This is a genomic window from Shewanella sp. SM74, from assembly GCF_025653725.1.
Taxonomy (GTDB): Bacteria; Pseudomonadota; Gammaproteobacteria; order Enterobacterales; family Shewanellaceae; genus Shewanella; species Shewanella oncorhynchi.
This window is the reverse complement of the sequence record NZ_JAKKRZ010000012.1, coordinates 104,569-120,161: the sequence shown is the minus strand read 5'-3', so window position 1 is coordinate 120,161 and position 15,593 is coordinate 104,569. Positions and strand designations below refer to the sequence as shown.

Annotated in this window: 16 protein-coding genes; 7 read left to right on the top strand and 9 right to left on the bottom strand. The window is 44.7% G+C overall.

From position 1 onward, the window contains the following. Positions 1-80: 80 nt before the first annotated feature. The 3 genes from L5M49_RS13890 to L5M49_RS13880 all read right to left on the bottom strand — a co-directional run bounded on the left by L5M49_RS13890 (position 81) and on the right by L5M49_RS13880 (position 2,003). Complete coding sequence (locus L5M49_RS13890) at positions 81-611, bottom strand: SMI1/KNR4 family protein (RefSeq protein WP_263266287.1); 531 nt, start codon at positions 609-611, stop codon at positions 81-83. 385 nt (positions 612-996) lie between these two features. Further along, entirely contained in the window at positions 997-1,242 is a 246-nt protein-coding gene (locus tag L5M49_RS13885; protein ID WP_006080205.1) for a DUF3297 family protein, read from the bottom strand. Between the two features lie 137 nt (positions 1,243-1,379). After that, positions 1,380-2,003, bottom strand: coding sequence for a short chain dehydrogenase (locus L5M49_RS13880; RefSeq protein WP_263266286.1), 624 nt, complete (start codon positions 2,001-2,003; stop codon positions 1,380-1,382). Between the two features lie 99 nt (positions 2,004-2,102). Here L5M49_RS13880 and L5M49_RS13875 point away from each other — a divergent pair, with 99 nt between their 5' ends. Continuing rightward, on the top strand, positions 2,103-2,990 hold the full coding sequence (locus tag L5M49_RS13875) for a LysR family transcriptional regulator (protein ID WP_263266285.1): 888 nt from the start codon (positions 2,103-2,105) through the stop codon (positions 2,988-2,990). Between the two features lie 166 nt (positions 2,991-3,156). Beyond that, on the top strand, positions 3,157-3,558 hold the full coding sequence (locus tag L5M49_RS13870) for a ribosome recycling factor family protein (protein WP_263266284.1): 402 nt from the start codon (positions 3,157-3,159) through the stop codon (positions 3,556-3,558). A 31-nt stretch (positions 3,559-3,589) separates the two neighbouring features. Here the strand turns inward: L5M49_RS13870 and L5M49_RS13865 are convergent, their stop codons facing one another. Continuing rightward, a complete protein-coding gene (locus L5M49_RS13865; RefSeq protein ID WP_263266283.1) occupies positions 3,590-3,769 on the bottom strand; it encodes a DUF6435 family protein in 180 nt (59 codons plus the stop codon). Between the two features lie 199 nt (positions 3,770-3,968). Next, the gene (locus tag L5M49_RS13860; RefSeq protein WP_263266282.1) at positions 3,969-5,633 is read right to left on the bottom strand and encodes a methyl-accepting chemotaxis protein; all 1,665 of its coding nucleotides are present in this window, start codon (positions 5,631-5,633) and stop codon (positions 3,969-3,971) included. 285 nt (positions 5,634-5,918) lie between these two features. On the opposite strand from L5M49_RS13860, the gene L5M49_RS13855 reads away from it, so the two are divergent. After that, positions 5,919-6,149, top strand: coding sequence for a hypothetical protein (locus L5M49_RS13855; protein WP_263266309.1), 231 nt, complete (start codon positions 5,919-5,921; stop codon positions 6,147-6,149). Positions 6,150-6,407: 258 nt separating this feature from the next. Continuing rightward, the gene (locus L5M49_RS13850) at positions 6,408-8,597 is read left to right on the top strand and encodes an OsmC domain/YcaO domain-containing protein (RefSeq protein WP_263266281.1); all 2,190 of its coding nucleotides are present in this window, start codon (positions 6,408-6,410) and stop codon (positions 8,595-8,597) included. A gap of 160 nt (positions 8,598-8,757) precedes the next feature. Here L5M49_RS13850 and L5M49_RS13845 read toward each other — a convergent pair whose 3' ends face one another. Continuing rightward, entirely contained in the window at positions 8,758-9,666 is a 909-nt protein-coding gene (locus L5M49_RS13845; protein ID WP_131523762.1) for a GGDEF domain-containing protein, read from the bottom strand. Positions 9,667-10,064: 398 nt separating this feature from the next. Here L5M49_RS13845 and L5M49_RS13840 point away from each other — a divergent pair, with 398 nt between their 5' ends. Next, a complete protein-coding gene (locus L5M49_RS13840; RefSeq protein WP_173242850.1) occupies positions 10,065-10,535 on the top strand; it encodes a cupin domain-containing protein in 471 nt (156 codons plus the stop codon). 216 nt (positions 10,536-10,751) lie between these two features. Continuing rightward, the gene (gene lgt, locus L5M49_RS13835; protein WP_212599703.1) at positions 10,752-11,531 is read left to right on the top strand and encodes a prolipoprotein diacylglyceryl transferase; all 780 of its coding nucleotides are present in this window, start codon (positions 10,752-10,754) and stop codon (positions 11,529-11,531) included. Positions 11,532-11,609: 78 nt separating this feature from the next. Here lgt and L5M49_RS13830 read toward each other — a convergent pair whose 3' ends face one another. After that, positions 11,610-12,527, bottom strand: coding sequence for an alpha/beta hydrolase (locus L5M49_RS13830; protein WP_263266280.1), 918 nt, complete (start codon positions 12,525-12,527; stop codon positions 11,610-11,612). Positions 12,528-12,939: 412 nt separating this feature from the next. Here L5M49_RS13830 and L5M49_RS13825 point away from each other — a divergent pair, with 412 nt between their 5' ends. Next, positions 12,940-14,301 (top strand): MATE family efflux transporter, encoded by a 1,362-nt coding sequence (locus L5M49_RS13825; protein ID WP_263161462.1) that lies wholly within the window; start codon positions 12,940-12,942, stop codon positions 14,299-14,301. A gap of 27 nt (positions 14,302-14,328) precedes the next feature. On the opposite strand, the gene L5M49_RS13820 is transcribed toward L5M49_RS13825, so the two are convergent. Together L5M49_RS13820 and L5M49_RS13815 are read right to left on the bottom strand one after the other, a co-directional pair. Continuing rightward, positions 14,329-14,934: a DUF4274 domain-containing protein gene (locus tag L5M49_RS13820; RefSeq protein ID WP_263161463.1), complete on the bottom strand. Its 606-nt coding sequence runs from the start codon at positions 14,932-14,934 to the stop codon at positions 14,329-14,331. Positions 14,935-15,033: 99 nt separating this feature from the next. Continuing rightward, complete coding sequence (locus L5M49_RS13815) at positions 15,034-15,459, bottom strand: HPP family protein (protein ID WP_263161466.1); 426 nt, start codon at positions 15,457-15,459, stop codon at positions 15,034-15,036. Positions 15,460-15,593: the final 134 nt, after the last annotated feature.

Below are 15,593 nucleotides of genomic sequence, written 5' to 3'. Positions count from 1 at the left end.
CAACTGTGCCTTTTACTGTGAGCAAAAGAGGTTGGCCGTGGCGGTCCATGATTTATTGCGGATGACCATTTATTTTTTGTTTAAATTTTTTCAAAGGTAACATTTTTAGGAGGGAAACTATTAGGTAATGATCCTGATCTTATTTTTCTTAACAATAAACCAGTCAATAGAGAGGTTATATTTTCATCAAAATATTCTACATCTGGCGATCTAGATGCGATTATTGCAGTGCCCCATGTCTCACTGTCTTTCAGATCGGAAACAACCCAAAATATGCAATCACCATTATCCGTTACGCCTATTGGTAAAAGGCCATTAATTTTTGGATAGAGATTATATTTAAAATACTCTGGGTCTTCATTATTAAGGTAATTGAAGTATTCAATGATTGATTTCTTCTGCTCAAAAAAATCAAGGTCATAATTTTTAGTAAATGGATTGAATATCGCAATAAAATCGGCAATTCTTCCTGTGCCATAACGATTAATAAACGCAATGTAATCCCTGGGAAAACTAAGACCTTCATCTATAGAAGGCCAAACGTTACTAATCCCAGATTCATTAGGGAAGTTAGGGGGAGTTAAAATGCTATTTAATACAGATAGGGTCATGATCTACATTCCACGAGGATTAAGAAGAGCAATGCTTTCAAAGAAACCACCACTACCTTGAGCATTCACTGTTATACCTGCCGGTATTCTGGAAGGACCTTTATATATTGGAGTTACCGAGACATCAACTATTTCTCCTCTCTCTAACGCTTTCTCTAGCGAATCTCCAAATAAACTTGATGATATTCAAATAAGTAGGCATGCATAATGCTATTTGATTTAATCCATTTCGCCAAAAATCGACTAAATAGCTGTTCCGAATAGTAGGTCAGTACACTGGTGCAGTTTCAGCAAGTAGTATTGAGTTAGTATCATTTGCTGCTGGGCAAACAAAAACGGCCAATTAGATTGGCCGTTGTTATGATCCTGCTCTTTGCGCTAAAGCTTAACGATAAAAGGCTTCAACTGTGCCTTTTACTGTGAGCAAAAGAGGTTGGCCGCGACGGTCTAAGGATTTGCTTGGCACTTTTACCCAACCTTCACTGATGCAATATTCTTCGACATCAAAACGCTCTTTGCCGTTGAGCTTAATACCGATATCGTGCTCGAAAATTTCTGCCACATGGTGTGGGCTGCGTGGGTTAACGGAAAGGCGATCCGGTAAAGCAGGTAATGATGTTGTGTCGGTCATGGTCGTGATCTGTCGTTGTCTATAGTGAAAAAGCGTGCGCTATTGTAGGCAATCCCAGCGCAACGCTCAAGACTTTAACTGTGACTGATTACGCGCCTTGCGTTACAAGGTTAGGTTGTCCTGTTAGGACGCTGCTGTTAGGACACTGTGCCGCAGCTGGAAAAGGCTTTCAGCACTCGGCCATTTTCTCTGCCCATGACTGAGCGCAAGTAAACCTTGGCTAATGTGTCGGCATTGATTGCACTAAAACCGGGAAAATAGTCCTGATAGCTCGCTAATGACTCGCTTAATACCGTTGGGCTGACAATGTTTATCCGCTGCTGCGCAGGTAATTCACCCGCGACGGCGGTAACAAAATGCTCAAGTGCGCCATTGATTGTGGCTGCACTGATGCCATCTTTTACTGGGACATCGGCAATAATGCCACTGGTCAGTGTAAAACTCCCCCCAGCGTTGAGGTATTGGCTACCTATTTGCACTAACTGTATTTGCCCCAATAACTTACTTTGGAGCCCTGTATACCAGTCTGCTTGGGTCATAGCGTTGAAGGGTTTAAACACAACATCACCCATGGCTGAAATCATTGCATCGACTTTACCGATTTTTTCTAGCCCTTGATGGAGTGAATTTTCATCCCGAATGTCTATCAGGACATCCCCCGTTGTTCGCCCTACCTGAATCACTTCATGCTGAGTTGAATGAAATAAGCGGACTATAGCTTGTCCGATTGTGCCTGATGCACCCACTACGACTATTTTCATGACATGCTCCTAAATTGAATACGAATTGAGGATAGTCTGGTTAATTAAATAGAAAAAGCGCATATAATCACCACATTGTTTCGTTAATGGATTTAATTGATGAATCTCACCCATCTGCAGTCATTTATGCTGGTTGCCAAAATGCACAGTTTTAGCGCTGCGTCTGAACAACTCGGGGCTTCTAAAGGTTTAGTATCGCGCCATGTTAAATCCCTTGAAGATGAAATGGGTTGTCAATTACTCCACCGAACCACGCGGCGAGTATCAATGACCGAAGCAGGGCAAGCGTTATATGGTAAAGCCTGCGAAATCGAGAGGCTGGCCAATGAAGCTGGGCGTTTAGTGCAGGATTTAACACAGGACTCCTGTGGCACTTTAAAATTCACCGCTCCAACGGAACTGGGCAAAAAATTGCTGAGTCCTATGCTGCTTCAGTTTATTGCTGAGTATCCTCAAGTGAAACTCGAACTGTGTTTTGAGCAGAATATTCAAGATGTTGAGTTCGGCAAGTTTGATCTCGCCTTAAGAACAAGCATTGCGCACAGCGATAATCTGATCGCCAGATATCTTGGCAGAATTCGCCATGTCTTAGTGGTTGCGCCCACACATCCCGCAGCCGCAGAAGTTCATCACCCTGATGATTTACGCCATTATCGTCTATTGTCTTCGGGCGAAACTCAGTGGGTGTTTGAACCGCTCGCAGGGGACAGTCTCACGCTCACTTTTGAGCCTGCACTGTGTAGTTCAAACTATGCCACTACACATCTGCTTACTTTGAGTGGTACAGGTATCGCTAGCCTGCCTTATTATTTGGTAGAGGAGGATATCGCTCAACACAAACTCACTTTGCTCGTTCCCCAATGGCTATGCTATCCACATGAGTTGTATATGGTTTATGCCAAGCAGAGCCATTACCCAAAGAAGCTGCGCGATTTACAACATAAGCTACAAACTTGGTGCGAAACTCACTCAAAATATGTGGGTTAATGAGTAAAAGCATAATCGCATCAAATCTTATCCGGCGGAGGGCGGAGCTTTTAGAATAAAGTGAGGCAGAGTACACTGCCGCGCATTGAATTTTTGTATTTGAATGTAAAGTCGAGCAGGCTTTTACCCATGCAGGCATAAAAAGAGCGGCGATTAACCAAGCGTTATGAACGATGACATTAGTATCTCGCTGCCCTCGCTGATTCATCGAATTGGGCGGGAGGCGGTTAAACAAGCTCAAGCGATTGCAGCTCAATATGATTGCGAGCTTAAGCGTGTGCGGCGTTCGAGAAATTGGTGCATTGTTGGCGCGGCGATCAAGATCCAATCCTGCACCGCTCGTTTACAAGCCGAGCAGCTACTGATGACCGATGGAGCATTTCGTTATCTTATTCAAAAGCTTGAGTCAGCGTTACTGCAGCATGCAGACAAACTTGAACCATTAGACGCTAAGCTGATTCGGCTTATCACAGACAATCCTGCGATTACCTTAGGTGAGTTGATGCAATTGACTCAATGCACAGTCACAGAGGCCAGATTGGCACGTTTTCAAGCTGACTCTTGGTAGTTTGTCTGCTGAGTGTTTTTGCTTTGAAGGTTTATTTATGGCTTGTTGTTTCTAACACTTTTATTTGATTTTCGATTTGCTCGGCTTCAGTGGTCAGCATTGAGTAGGATCTAATATCGCCTTTTCTCTGGGCATGCATAGCTTGTTCAAGCTTGGCGTTATATTGCTGAGTTAATTTTTTTAAGGGATTTTTCTTAAATATTGAGAACATGGCCATTTCTATTGGATTGGGTATTTGGACTTATATACGTAGGCAATGGGATTTAAGTTTTACTTTTTGAAATTAAAAAATCCCACAATCCTTCAATTCCACTGCCATCGGCCTCAGCAAGGCTGAGACCTTATCTTACATTTTCAGCAAACCAATGGGTTGCGATGTCTTATTTAGCTTACAACCCATTGAAAATATTTTAAATCTTAAACTGACCGACGAGCTTACCTAAGTTAATTCCTTCCTGCGACACGGTCTGGCTGACTCTGGCAGCATCTTCGCTGGAATGGAGTAACTCATTCACAATCTCTTGGATGGCGAACACATTACGGTTGATTTCTTCGGTCACAGAGCTTTGTTCCGTGGCCGCCGTCGCAATTTGGGTGCTCATGTCGTTAATTGCCGTGACCGCCGATGTCACTGAGCCTAGGCTTTCAGAAATTGCACGGGAAGAGTCTACCGAGCGTACGCAGCTTTGCTGACTTTCTTCCATCGTTTTTACTGCCAGTGCGACAAGCTTGTGCAGTTCAGATAGCATCTCATTGATTTCTAAAGTGCTTGATTGCGTTCGGCTCGCTAAGTTACGCACTTCATCGGCCACCACGGCAAAGCCTCGGCCCTGTTCTCCGGCGCGGGCAGCTTCGATGGCTGCATTTAATGCCAATAGGTTAGTTTGCTCAGCAATACCGCCAATCACTGACAGCACGTTGTTGATTTTTTTAGACTGTTCGCTCAAAGATTGAATACTGCCCGCCGCATTGTTGATTTGCGCCATGAGTGCCGAAATTTCTTCTAAAGAAGCATCGACGCAGCGCTGGGCATTGGCTACATCGCCAGTGGCAGCGTGAGTCGCTTCAGCCACTTGCGTGGTATTTTGCGCTACTTCGCTGGCGGTGGCTGACATTTCAGTAATAGCGGTAACCACTTGATCGGTTTCATTGTTATGGCTGATGAGTTGGCTCGACATGACTTTGGTTTGATCGTGAATCGCGTTGGCGGCGGTTTTAACTTTAGCCGTCGCGTTTGCCACATCGCCTATAATGGTTTGGAGTTTATCGACAAACAGGTTAAAGGATTGACCTAGTTGTGCAATTTCATCTTCACCTTTAACAATAAGACGTTTGGTTAAATCGCCTTCGCCTTTAGCTATATCGTTTAAGTTATTCGCCATATTTTTAATTGGCGCGACCATACGTTGGGCGGTGATCAGAATAACAGCGACAGTAATCGCGGCGAGTAACAGCGCAATTAACAGAATGGCATAGGATTTTTCGATCATCTGCTCAGTGACCGTCGCACGATAATCCTCAACGACAGTGTCGATATCATCGATATAGACTCCCGTGCCTAGCATCCAGTCTGTGCCAGGGATCATCATGGAGTAACCGATTTTTTCAATTTGCTCATTGGTATTGGGTTTTTGAAAGTAGAACGAGAAGTTACCGTCCCCTTTTTTAGCGGCATCGAGTAAACCGACAATGATTTTAGTGCCGCGGGGATCTGTCATATCAATTTTATTTTGCCCTTCGAGGTTGGGCATGACGGCATGGAACAGGTTTTTACCCTGGGAGTCGTAAATAAAGAAGTAACCAGAACTGCCAAAACGGATATCACGGAGCGCTTGGTTTACATTGCCATTTTCTTTTAAAGACAACTGATACTGCACTATTCCTGCGGCAATTTCGGTGGCTTCTTTTATTTGTGTTTTACGTTCACCGATGAGCTTAGTTCTAAAGGTCGTCACTTCATCTGCAAGGGCGTCTTTTTCGACATAATAAGAAACTGTCATGAGTACGAACAAAGTAAAAATTAAAGGGAATAACGACAACAGCAGTAATTTATTACGTAGGCTGAAATTAGGCATGCTTGACGACTCCATGATGAACATCTCTTTTATTGCAGGGCAGTATAACTAATTTCCCGCATTCTTAAGTGTTTAAGTTAACAAAAATGTAATGGAAATCGATAAAATGCGCGCTGTTGATTTATTCCAAAATTGTTAACTATGCTGTGAATCTAGGCCTTTCTTTTGATCTTTATCAACACTATATGGGCCCAATGAGTTCACTATATTAGCTAAAATTGATGCAAAATTAGCTAGAGCTGGTGCAGCCTGGTGTAGATAGTGGCGAACAGTAAGGGCAGGGTTGTGACGAATGAAAAGTTGATCCTAACGTTGAAAATCTGCATTAGTGTGGGTATTTGTCTTATTGCGCTGGGTATTTATCTGCATAACTTTAATGAAACCGTTGAGGCGATGGGCGTGCAAGGGATTATTATCAGCGCTATGTGTGTCGCCTTTGGCATGGCCTTGTCATTACCGACTAAGATGTATTTAACCTTTCTGTCGGTTAAGCGCGAAACTGAAAAACATCCATAATGTGTTTTTGCACAGAGTGTTACTCTGCGACTCATTGGTTTCCTCGCCTTCTTGATACTCAATCTAAGTACTCGCTTAACCCTGCTATTCAACCCACCAAGCTCAGCCGCAAATGGCCTGATTATGGTTTTTAACATAATTAACCCAAGACTAATGGGCCAAAAACACCGATAATTCCCCCTTAATGACTCATTACCAATGACGCGACTTGGTCGATGGGCTGCTACAGACTCGCATATTTAGTGGAAATCATATTCAATGGAAATCAAAGTTAATTTTCTCGACAATCTTAGACTTGAAGCCAAGTTTGATGATTTTACCGTGACCGCCGATCAGCCAATCCGCTACAAAGGGGATGGTTCAGCCCCTAGTCCGTTTGACTATTTCTTAGCGTCGTCAGCCCTGTGTGCGGCCTATTTCGTGAAGGTATATTGCAAAGCCCGTGATATTCCAACGGATAACATTAGACTGTCGCAGAACAATATTGTCGATCCAGAAGATCGCTACAACCAGATTTTCCAAATTCAAGTTGAGTTACCCGAAGATATTTCGGAGAAAGATCGCGAAGGTATTTTGCGCTCGATTGACCGTTGTACGGTTAAAAAAGTGGTGCAAACTGGCCCAGAATTTAAAATTGAAACCGTTGAGAACCTAGATTCAGACGCCAATGCCATGTTGATGGGTCAGCCTAGTGGGGCATCGAGCACCTTTATTCTGGGGAAAGATCTGCCGCTGGAGCAAACCATTGCCAATATGACGGGCATGCTCGCCGATCTTGGAATGAAGATAGAGATCTCATCATGGCGTAACATAGTGCCGAACGTGTGGTCACTGCACATTCGTGACGCCGCTTCGCCAATGTGTTTCACAAATGGTAAAGGCGCGACCAAAGAAAGCGCGCTGTGCTCGGCACTCGGCGAGTTTATTGAGCGTCTGAATAACAACTTTTTCTATAATGATCAATTCTTTGGGACTGAAATCGCCAATAGCGAATTTGTGCATTATCCCAATGAAAAGTGGTTTGCGTTAGAAGAAGACGATGCGCTGCCAGCGGGTATTCTCGATGACTATTGCTTAGAGATTTATAACCCAGATGACGAGCTGTGCGGCTCGCACTTGATTGATACTAATTCGGGTAATGTTAAGCGCGGCATTTGTGCGATTCCTTATACTCGTAAATCTGACGGTGAAACGGTTTACTTCCCGTCGAACCTGATTGAAAACTTGTTCTTAAGCAATGGCATGAGTGCGGGTAATAACCTGCAAGAAGCCCATGTGCAGTGCTTGTCAGAGATTTTTGAGCGCGCTGTAAAACGCCAAATTATTGAGCAAGAAATTGTCCTGCCCGATGTGCCTATGTCTGTACTAGAAAAGTACCCAAGCATCCTCGCGGGCATTAACGGCTTAGAAGAGCAAGGTTTCCCGGTTGTGGTCAAAGATGCCTCACTCGGCGGCCAGTTCCCAGTGATGTGCGTCACCCTGATGAACCCGAAAACTGGCGGAGTATTCGCTTCCTTTGGCGCGCACCCAAGCTTTGAAGTGGCGTTAGAGCGCAGCCTAACTGAATTGCTGCAAGGCCGTAGTTTCGAAGGTTTAAACGATGTGCCAAAACCGACCTTTAACAGCATGGCGGTCAGCGAGCCTGAAAACTTTGTTGAGCACTTTATTGATTCAACAGGAGTGATTTCATGGCGCTTCTTTAGCAGTAAATTTGATTATGAATTCTGCGAATGGGATTTTTCTGGCACCAGCGAAGAAGAAGCCAGCGGCCTGTTTGGGATCTTAGAAGCGTTAGGTAAAGAGGTGTATATCGCCGAGTTTACCGATTTAGGCGCATCGGCGTGCCGTATTTTAGTTCCTGATTATTCGGAGATTTATCCAGTTGATGACTTGATTTGGGATAACACCAACAAGGCACTGGCGTACCGTGAAGATATCTTAAATCTGCATTCGTTAAGCACTAAGCAATTGGCTAATTTGGTCAACCGTTTAGAAGAAAGCCAACTCGATAACTACACGGATATTCGCACCTTAATCGGCATTGTATTCGATGAAAATACTGTGTGGGGAAAACTGACGATTATTGAGCTTAAGATCCTGATTTATTTGGCACTCGGTGCACACGAAGACGCGATTGAGCTGGTCGGTGAGTTCCTACAGTTTAACGACAATACCGTTAAACGTGGCCTGTTCTACCAAGCCATGAATGCTGTGCTGGAAGTGACCTTAGATGAAGAGTTAGAACTTGATGATTTTATCCATAACTTCAACCGTATGTTCGGTAAAGAAGTGATGGACAACGTCGTTGGCTCAGTCACAGGAAAAGTGCGTTTTTATGGCTTAACTAAGACCAGCATGCAGCTCGAAGGCATTGAGCCGCATTTAAGATTGATTGAAAGCTATAAGAAGTTGCATCAAGCCCGTAAAGCTGCGAAAGACCTGAATTAATTCTGTTATTTGGCATTAGCTTAATGTGTTTAAAAGCGAACCTTTTGGTTCGCTTTTTTGTTTGTTGCTCTTTTGATTCGCGCTTCTTATGAGCACTTGTGGCTATCACTTATTAAGGACGCTTGTTATTGCTATGTGTGGTTTGAAATGTTCAGTCCACTCAGGCTGTATTTGATATAACTCGATTTTTGCCGTTACGTTTAGCTTGATACAAGGCGGCATCGGCCCGCTTAAGCGTTTCTTCATAGGACTTATCCAATGGTTCGATAGAGGCGACTCCAATGCTTACGGTGGCAAACAAGCCATTGACCGCATATTTTTGCAGTTCAGTGTAAAAGCAATCGCAGAGGTATTCTGCAAATTCAACCGCTTGCGAATGCTCTACCCCAGGTAGGGCAATCACAAATTCATCGCCACCAAAACGATACGCGCTATCGGTTTTTCTAAATTGAGTTCGGCAGGTTTCGGCAACTGCGATGATGATTTGATCGCCTGCATAGTGACCCAACTGATCATTGATGGACTTTAAGTGGTCTAAATCGAGGATCAAGATTGAGGTGGGAATACGGTGGCGCTGAAATATATCGAATTGGAAGGTTAAATCACGTTCTAAGCGGCGACGGTTATACAGCCCTGTCAGCTGATCGGTATCGCTGAGCTGACGTAGTTGCAGTTCAAGCTCATGCCGCTTGGAAATATTACTGGCGACCCAAAGCACCACTGGCTCATCATCAACCAGAAAGTCTAGTGCTTGAATGCGTCCCTCAAACCAAATGGGTTGTTCAGGGCCTATATCGGGTAAGCCTTTGACATCTTTATTGCTCAATTCATATTCTTCGATCAGTAATTTTCGGCTGGTTAATGCACTTTCGATAACCTGTAAAAAGTAATTGAGTTTGTCAGCCTTTAACACATCGCTAAGATACAAGCCGATTAGGCCACTACCATCGTGGTAATAACGGTCATCTTTACCACCGAAGACGGCAATGTATTTACCACTTTTTGACAGAACAAAAGTAGGATCAGGAAGTGCATCAAGGACTAAAGCCATTTCTTCTATTTTGATCATCGATTAAAATCCCTGTGGAAAATCACCCAACCTTAAGTCCGCGTGTCCAAGTTATCATAGATAAACTACTCTTTGGCGCTTTAGCCGCGAATGCATCCTGCGAACTCATTACAATTTAGCCGCTTTTGTGGGTAACAACAAACCATAACAATATGCCGTACAATTTATTTGTCGTCGCGATTTTACCAAGGCATCAGAGCGTTCGATGGCGCAGAGTTGTATCCCTGTTGAGGCTTAAAACCTAAGCCCTGCGATCGTATCGAGTCAGTCGTGATGTCTTGAACTTTAGCGTTTGTGCTTATGTTCAAAAAGCTTCATTGCAGTGCTTAGTGGACAGATGATTTTCGAGTAGAATCTAGGGCCTTAATTGTGGTTTTAATTTTACACAGGGATTTATAATGCATACTGCAGATGATTTTATTGAACATTTAGCGCTAGAGCAGCATGTTGAAGGCGGTTATTACCGCTCATCCTATCGTTCAGAAACGGCATTTGATCAGACTCGGGCATTATGGAGCAGTATCTATTTTTTGCTGCGTACGGGAGAGGTTTCCCATTTCCATCGTCTGACAGCTGATGAAATGTGGTATTTCCATGCGGGGCAATCGCTGACGATTTACATGATTGATCCTGATGGGGTGCTAACGACGGCGCAATTAGGGCTTAATTTAGCTGCGGGCGAGCGGCCACAGTTTTTAGTCCCTAAGGGCTGTATCTTTGGTTCAGCCATGAATCAAGATGGTTTTTCATTAGTGGGCTGTATGGTATCGCCCGGTTTTACCTTTGATGATTTTGAGCTGTTTAGCCAACAAACTTTGTTAGCCCAATATCCACAGCATAGTGACATCATCCAACGTCTGAGCCGTTAGGGAAGCGCCAAAGTCAGTTAAATTTAGCTAGTTGATTTGTTAAATGGTAACTTGGTTGACATTGCATCATTCGGCTAAACCAAGGTCGCTCTGAGTCATTAAATTTGACTTAATAGTAAGATATCCCCACGACAAGGCTTGTCTATTGGCGTTTAACCACGTAAAACATGCTTTTTGGCGTACCTCTATGTACCAAGTGTTATGGAGTAATTGAATTTGGAACACTTAGTGTGGGAGCTCGATCCTGTATTAATCTCGTTTATGGGACTAAAAATACATTGGTATGGAGTCCTGTTTGCTGTTGCTATTATTGCTGGTTTTCAGGTGATGAAGCGGATTTATATCAAGGAAAATCTCGATCTTGAGTCCCTTGATAATTTACTGATTTATTGTGTGGTTGGCATTATTGTGGGTGCGCGTTTGGCCCATTGTATGTTCTACGATCCGACTTATTACTTTGCTCATCCGCTTAAGATCTTGGCGATTTGGGAAGGCGGACTTGCCAGCCACGGTGGTGGTTTAGGCGCGATTCTGGCCTTGTATTATTACCAACGTAAAGTGAAGCTACCCTTCCTGTTTTTGTTGGACAGACTCGCGATCGCCACCGCCATTTTTGGCTTTTTTGTGCGTATGGCAAACTTCGCCAACTCAGAAATTTTAGGCGATCCTACGACTCAACCTTGGGGCATTATATTTGCCCGTGTCGACATGTTGCCAAGACATCCAGCACAGCTCTATGAGGCTTTCGCTTATTTAGCTATCTTTATTGGTCTGTATGCTTTGTATCAATACACGCAGATTAAACAAAGACATGGGGCTATTTTCGGCCTGTTTCTGGTGTCGGTGTTTAGTGCGCGAATTGCGATTGAGTCGATTAAAGTTAGCCAAGCGGCTTACTCTGAAACTTTCTTAAGTGCGGGACAACTTCTGAGCTTACCGTTTTTAGCCGTAGGTATAGTCTTGTTGTTCTTAGCGTATCGAAAGAAAACCGTTTAAATCTGAATATCAAACGGTTAAAAAGGCTTTCTATCTAGATAGAAAGCCTTTTTTATGAATTAATCATCAAGTATGACGTTAGGCTGTCTTCACTATATTGGTCACCTGCACCATGGCATCCCGAGCGGAACGGCTCACGCCCGAGAGTTGGAAGAAACCATGGATGACGCCAAGATAACGACGGCAGTGGGCATTTACGCCAGCCTCTAATAGATTCCTAAATAGCTGTTCACCTTCATCGACGAGTGGATCGAATTCGGCGGTGATGATATGGGTTTCTGGTAAGCCTGCTAAGTCATCACGGCGTAGTGGACTGGCTTCTGCATCGGTTCTGGGGTGCCAATCTAAATACAGATCGAAACCTGTTAGCAAGGTATCGCGGGTGATGATGTATTTCTCGCCATTGTCGCTATAGCTTTGGCTCTTCGCGGTGGCATCGAGCATAGGATAGATAAGCACTTGTTTGTGTGGCAACCATTGCCCTTTGGCTTTTAAACGCAGGCAAGTGACTAGGGCTAAATGGCCGCCAGCGCTGTCGCCCATTAGGGTGATATTGGTGCTATCACCGCCCCATTGGTGGCAATGTTGATAGATGACTTCTGCTGCATGGCAGGCATCGTCGTGGGCATCGGGATAAACATGTTCTGGGGCGAGGCGATAGCGAACGGCGATCACCAGTGCGCCAGAATCATTGGCGAGTTTTCGCAGTTGTTGATTATGGGTTTCAACGCCGCCACTGACAAAACAGCCACCATGGTAGTAAATGACGATAGGTAAATTGTTTGCCGCCGAGGGTTTGAACAGAGTTAATTCTGCGCCATCGATGGAAATAGATCTAACCTCGAACACCTCTTCAGGCTCACCTGCGAGTACAGTGCTGGCGATATAACCTTGCCTACGTTGCTCAATGGTTTGCTCTCGCACCGATGGGCAACCCGCCGCGATAAACTCGCTAACCAATTGTTTAATTCCCTCTTCTAAATAGAGTTGGCTCATTTAATACTCCCTCAATTTTTAGTGCGCTCGGCTGTTCTGCAATGGGCTGAGTTTATCGGCAGCTTAATTGAATTGGTAGCCTAGATTCACACTCAGCCATGAGCTCTATCATGATTGCGGAAATTAACTTTGGTATTAACTTAGTAATGAATACGGTTGCAGTCGGCATCTTTTTCACTATTACAGATTGAGTTGTAGGGTATCTTGTAAGAAAATTACCAACTTAATTGACTGTCAGGCTTAATGCGCTTAAATGTCCGCCTGATTGTGCGTTAGATAGCACTTTGATGTCTATTTGTGAAAGTGGGTTTCAGTCTCTTGGCTAAAATATAGGTTGCCAAGATGCAGTTTGAGCGACACATTGAGCCAGCGATCACACTCGTTATTCGTTCTCTATTTGCAGGAATCTTTCGTGGCAAAAGCACCCAAAACATTGCAACAGCGCATGGGCATAGTTGCCCTGACGTGGCCGATTTTTATCGAGACCTTGTTGCAATCTCTGCTTGGGATCAGCGATATCTTTATGCTGAGCCATTATTCCGATAATGCGGTTGCCGCGGTGGGACTCACGACTCAGCTGATGTTCTTCATGATGGTCATGTCCATGATGGTGAGTACGGGCGCGAGTATTTTGATTAGCCAAAGCAATGGGGCAGGCCAACCGCAGCAGGCTGTTGATATCGGGGTGGCGAGTGTCGTATTGAGTTTGGTATTAGCCTTGGTCATGGGCGCATCTATGTTCTTTGGTGCTAAGGGTATTATCGGCTTATTTGCGCTTGAGCACGATGTGGCTGGTTTTGGATATGACTATTTAGTGATTTGCGGCAGCTTGAGCATAGGGCTAGTGATGAACATTGCCTTCGCCGCTATTTTGCGTAGTTACGGTTTTACCCGCTCGGCCATGTTAGTCACCTCGAGCACTGGCTTAATGAACGTGATCGGTAATTATATTGCCCTGTATTCACCCTTTGGTTTACCTGTTTATGGGGTAACAGGGGTGGCGATATCGACAGTGACCAGCCAGATCATCGGTGCGTGTATCATGCTGATGGTGATCCGGCATAAGCAAATTCCGCTGCCACTGCAACGACTTAAGCTTTTACCGCGCAGCACTTATTGGAGTGTGATGCGTATTGGCCTGCTCAATGCTGGCGAGATGCTGTCTTACAATGTGGCTCAGATGACCATCATCTACTTTATCAGCCAGATGGGCACTTTATCGCTCACGGCCTACACTTATGGCTTGAATATTAGCCGTTTTATCTATTGTTTTGCGGTAGCACTCGGGCAGGCGACGCAAATTCAGACCGGATACTATGTGGGTAAACAATGGTTCGATGAAATCACTACTCGGGTGCAGCGTTACTGTTTGGTGGGCTTTGTGGCTTCACTGACCATAGTATTAGTCTTCTATTGGCAGCGATTCGTTATTGTCGGCTGGTTGAGTGAGAACGAAGAAGTCATCCAACTGACGGCGTTATTACTGGCAGGTTCAATCGCGCTCGAAACGGGGCGGGTGTTTAATCTGGTGATTATTTCGGCCTTAAAAGGCGCGGGTGATGTGGCGTTCCCTGTGCGGGTAGGCCTCTTTAGTATGTGGGGTATTGGGGTATTTTTTGCTTGGTTCTTTGGCTTGCATTTAGGTTATGGCGTGTTGGCTGCTTGGCTTGCCGTCGCGGCAGATGAATGGGTGCGTGGATTGATTATGGTGCAGCGTTGGCGCTCGGGTCGCTGGCAGCGTTTTACGCGTATTCCGCCAGTAACCCTAGCTTAAACCGCGCTGATAACAAAAGGTCAGCACTTATTGGTTGCCCCATTTGCCCGATTTCAGTAGTTCATTTTTAAATTGTAGATACCTTGGATGCCCTTCATAGGTTTCGATTTCCATAGTGCTGTAGGGGGCAAAAATAGCCCCTGGAATTTGGCATCCTCTAGTAAGAACGTCTTCTAATGAGGGCATAAAACATTCTTTAAGCGGGTCAAAATGGATTTTATAACTGGCATAGCCGCGCGCAACAAATCTATCGGTTATGGTTTTGAATAGCTGTCCAAAAGGCGTGTCGAGCGTCTCCGGCGTGGAGTAATAAAAGCCTTGTCCGTACCAGTAGAGTAATAAGGCGGTACCTGCGTCGCAGAGTGGATGTTCGATAATCGCCCTGACCATGTCGGGATCATCGTTATCCCAATTCAAGTTGGCCGCGACAAAATGCAATTCCTCCATACTTTGTAAGTCACTGATACAGGTGATTTGTGTCGCCGCTTTGCCAAAGTAGGTACTGTCTTGATGTAAAAAGTCGTAATCGGGATCGGCGAGTAATTTGGCGAGTTGTTGTTGATTGGCAAAACAGCCAAATTCTGCGCATTCATAGGCGCGAATAAATTGTTCTTGTGAGAGTAATTTAGCCAAGGGAATCCTTTCTTTTTATAGAAAACACAGTTTATAAAAAAGACAGCGTCAGCCTTTACGTAGTAAAAGGCTGACATAGAAGAAAAGGAGCGTAAAACGTTACGCTTGCTCTTGCAGCAGGGTACGGCACAGCTTAATAAAGTCCGATGAAGTGACGATACCGAGTACCTTTTTATCGACATCGACGACGGGCAGGCAACCAAGTTTGTTCTCGATAAAATATTCAACCACCACAGTTAAGGGCTCGTCGGCGGTGAGATGCTGATAGTCTTTATCCATCACAGTTGTGATCGGCGTGTATCGTTCCTTGCGCTCGAGCGCGCCTTGGCCGTACTTGTTCAACATAGTCATCACGCTGGCGATCATCTTTTTATGGGTGAGTACGCCAACGAGGGTGCCATCAATTTCAGAAATCACGGGTAAGTGGCGTACGCCACGGGTTTGCATCAGATGGTGGGCATCTTTCAAGCTGGCGCCATCGCTGATGCAGATGACTTGATCACTCATAATATCGCTGACTTTCATTGTATAAATTCCTTTTCTTGCCATTCTCTGGCGTGCATTTCACACGCTGCGTTAGCCTGCACCGATGTTAGCAGCTTCTCTGTAAGCTACGCCAGTCCTGCACAAATAAAGTACGCTATCCAGTATAAGTGTTT

Coding starts and splice junctions, on each gene's coding strand:
- L5M49_RS13890 (WP_263266287.1), bottom strand. CDS start 611: ATGACCCTATCTGTATTAAATAGCATTTTAACTCCCCCTAACTTCCCT.
- L5M49_RS13885 (WP_006080205.1), bottom strand. CDS start 1,242: ATGACCGACACAACATCATTACCTGCTTTACCGGATCGCCTTTCCGTT.
- L5M49_RS13880 (WP_263266286.1), bottom strand. CDS start 2,003: ATGAAAATAGTCGTAGTGGGTGCATCAGGCACAATCGGACAAGCTATA.
- L5M49_RS13875 (WP_263266285.1), top strand. CDS start 2,103: ATGAATCTCACCCATCTGCAGTCATTTATGCTGGTTGCCAAAATGCAC.
- L5M49_RS13870 (WP_263266284.1), top strand. CDS start 3,157: ATGAACGATGACATTAGTATCTCGCTGCCCTCGCTGATTCATCGAATT.
- L5M49_RS13865 (WP_263266283.1), bottom strand. CDS start 3,769: ATGTTCTCAATATTTAAGAAAAATCCCTTAAAAAAATTAACTCAGCAA.
- L5M49_RS13860 (WP_263266282.1), bottom strand. CDS start 5,633: ATGCCTAATTTCAGCCTACGTAATAAATTACTGCTGTTGTCGTTATTC.
- L5M49_RS13850 (WP_263266281.1), top strand. CDS start 6,408: ATGGAAATCAAAGTTAATTTTCTCGACAATCTTAGACTTGAAGCCAAG.
- L5M49_RS13845 (WP_131523762.1), bottom strand. CDS start 9,666: ATGATCAAAATAGAAGAAATGGCTTTAGTCCTTGATGCACTTCCTGAT.
- L5M49_RS13840 (WP_173242850.1), top strand. CDS start 10,065: ATGCATACTGCAGATGATTTTATTGAACATTTAGCGCTAGAGCAGCAT.
- L5M49_RS13830 (WP_263266280.1), bottom strand. CDS start 12,527: ATGAGCCAACTCTATTTAGAAGAGGGAATTAAACAATTGGTTAGCGAG.
- L5M49_RS13815 (WP_263161466.1), bottom strand. CDS start 15,459: ATGAAAGTCAGCGATATTATGAGTGATCAAGTCATCTGCATCAGCGAT.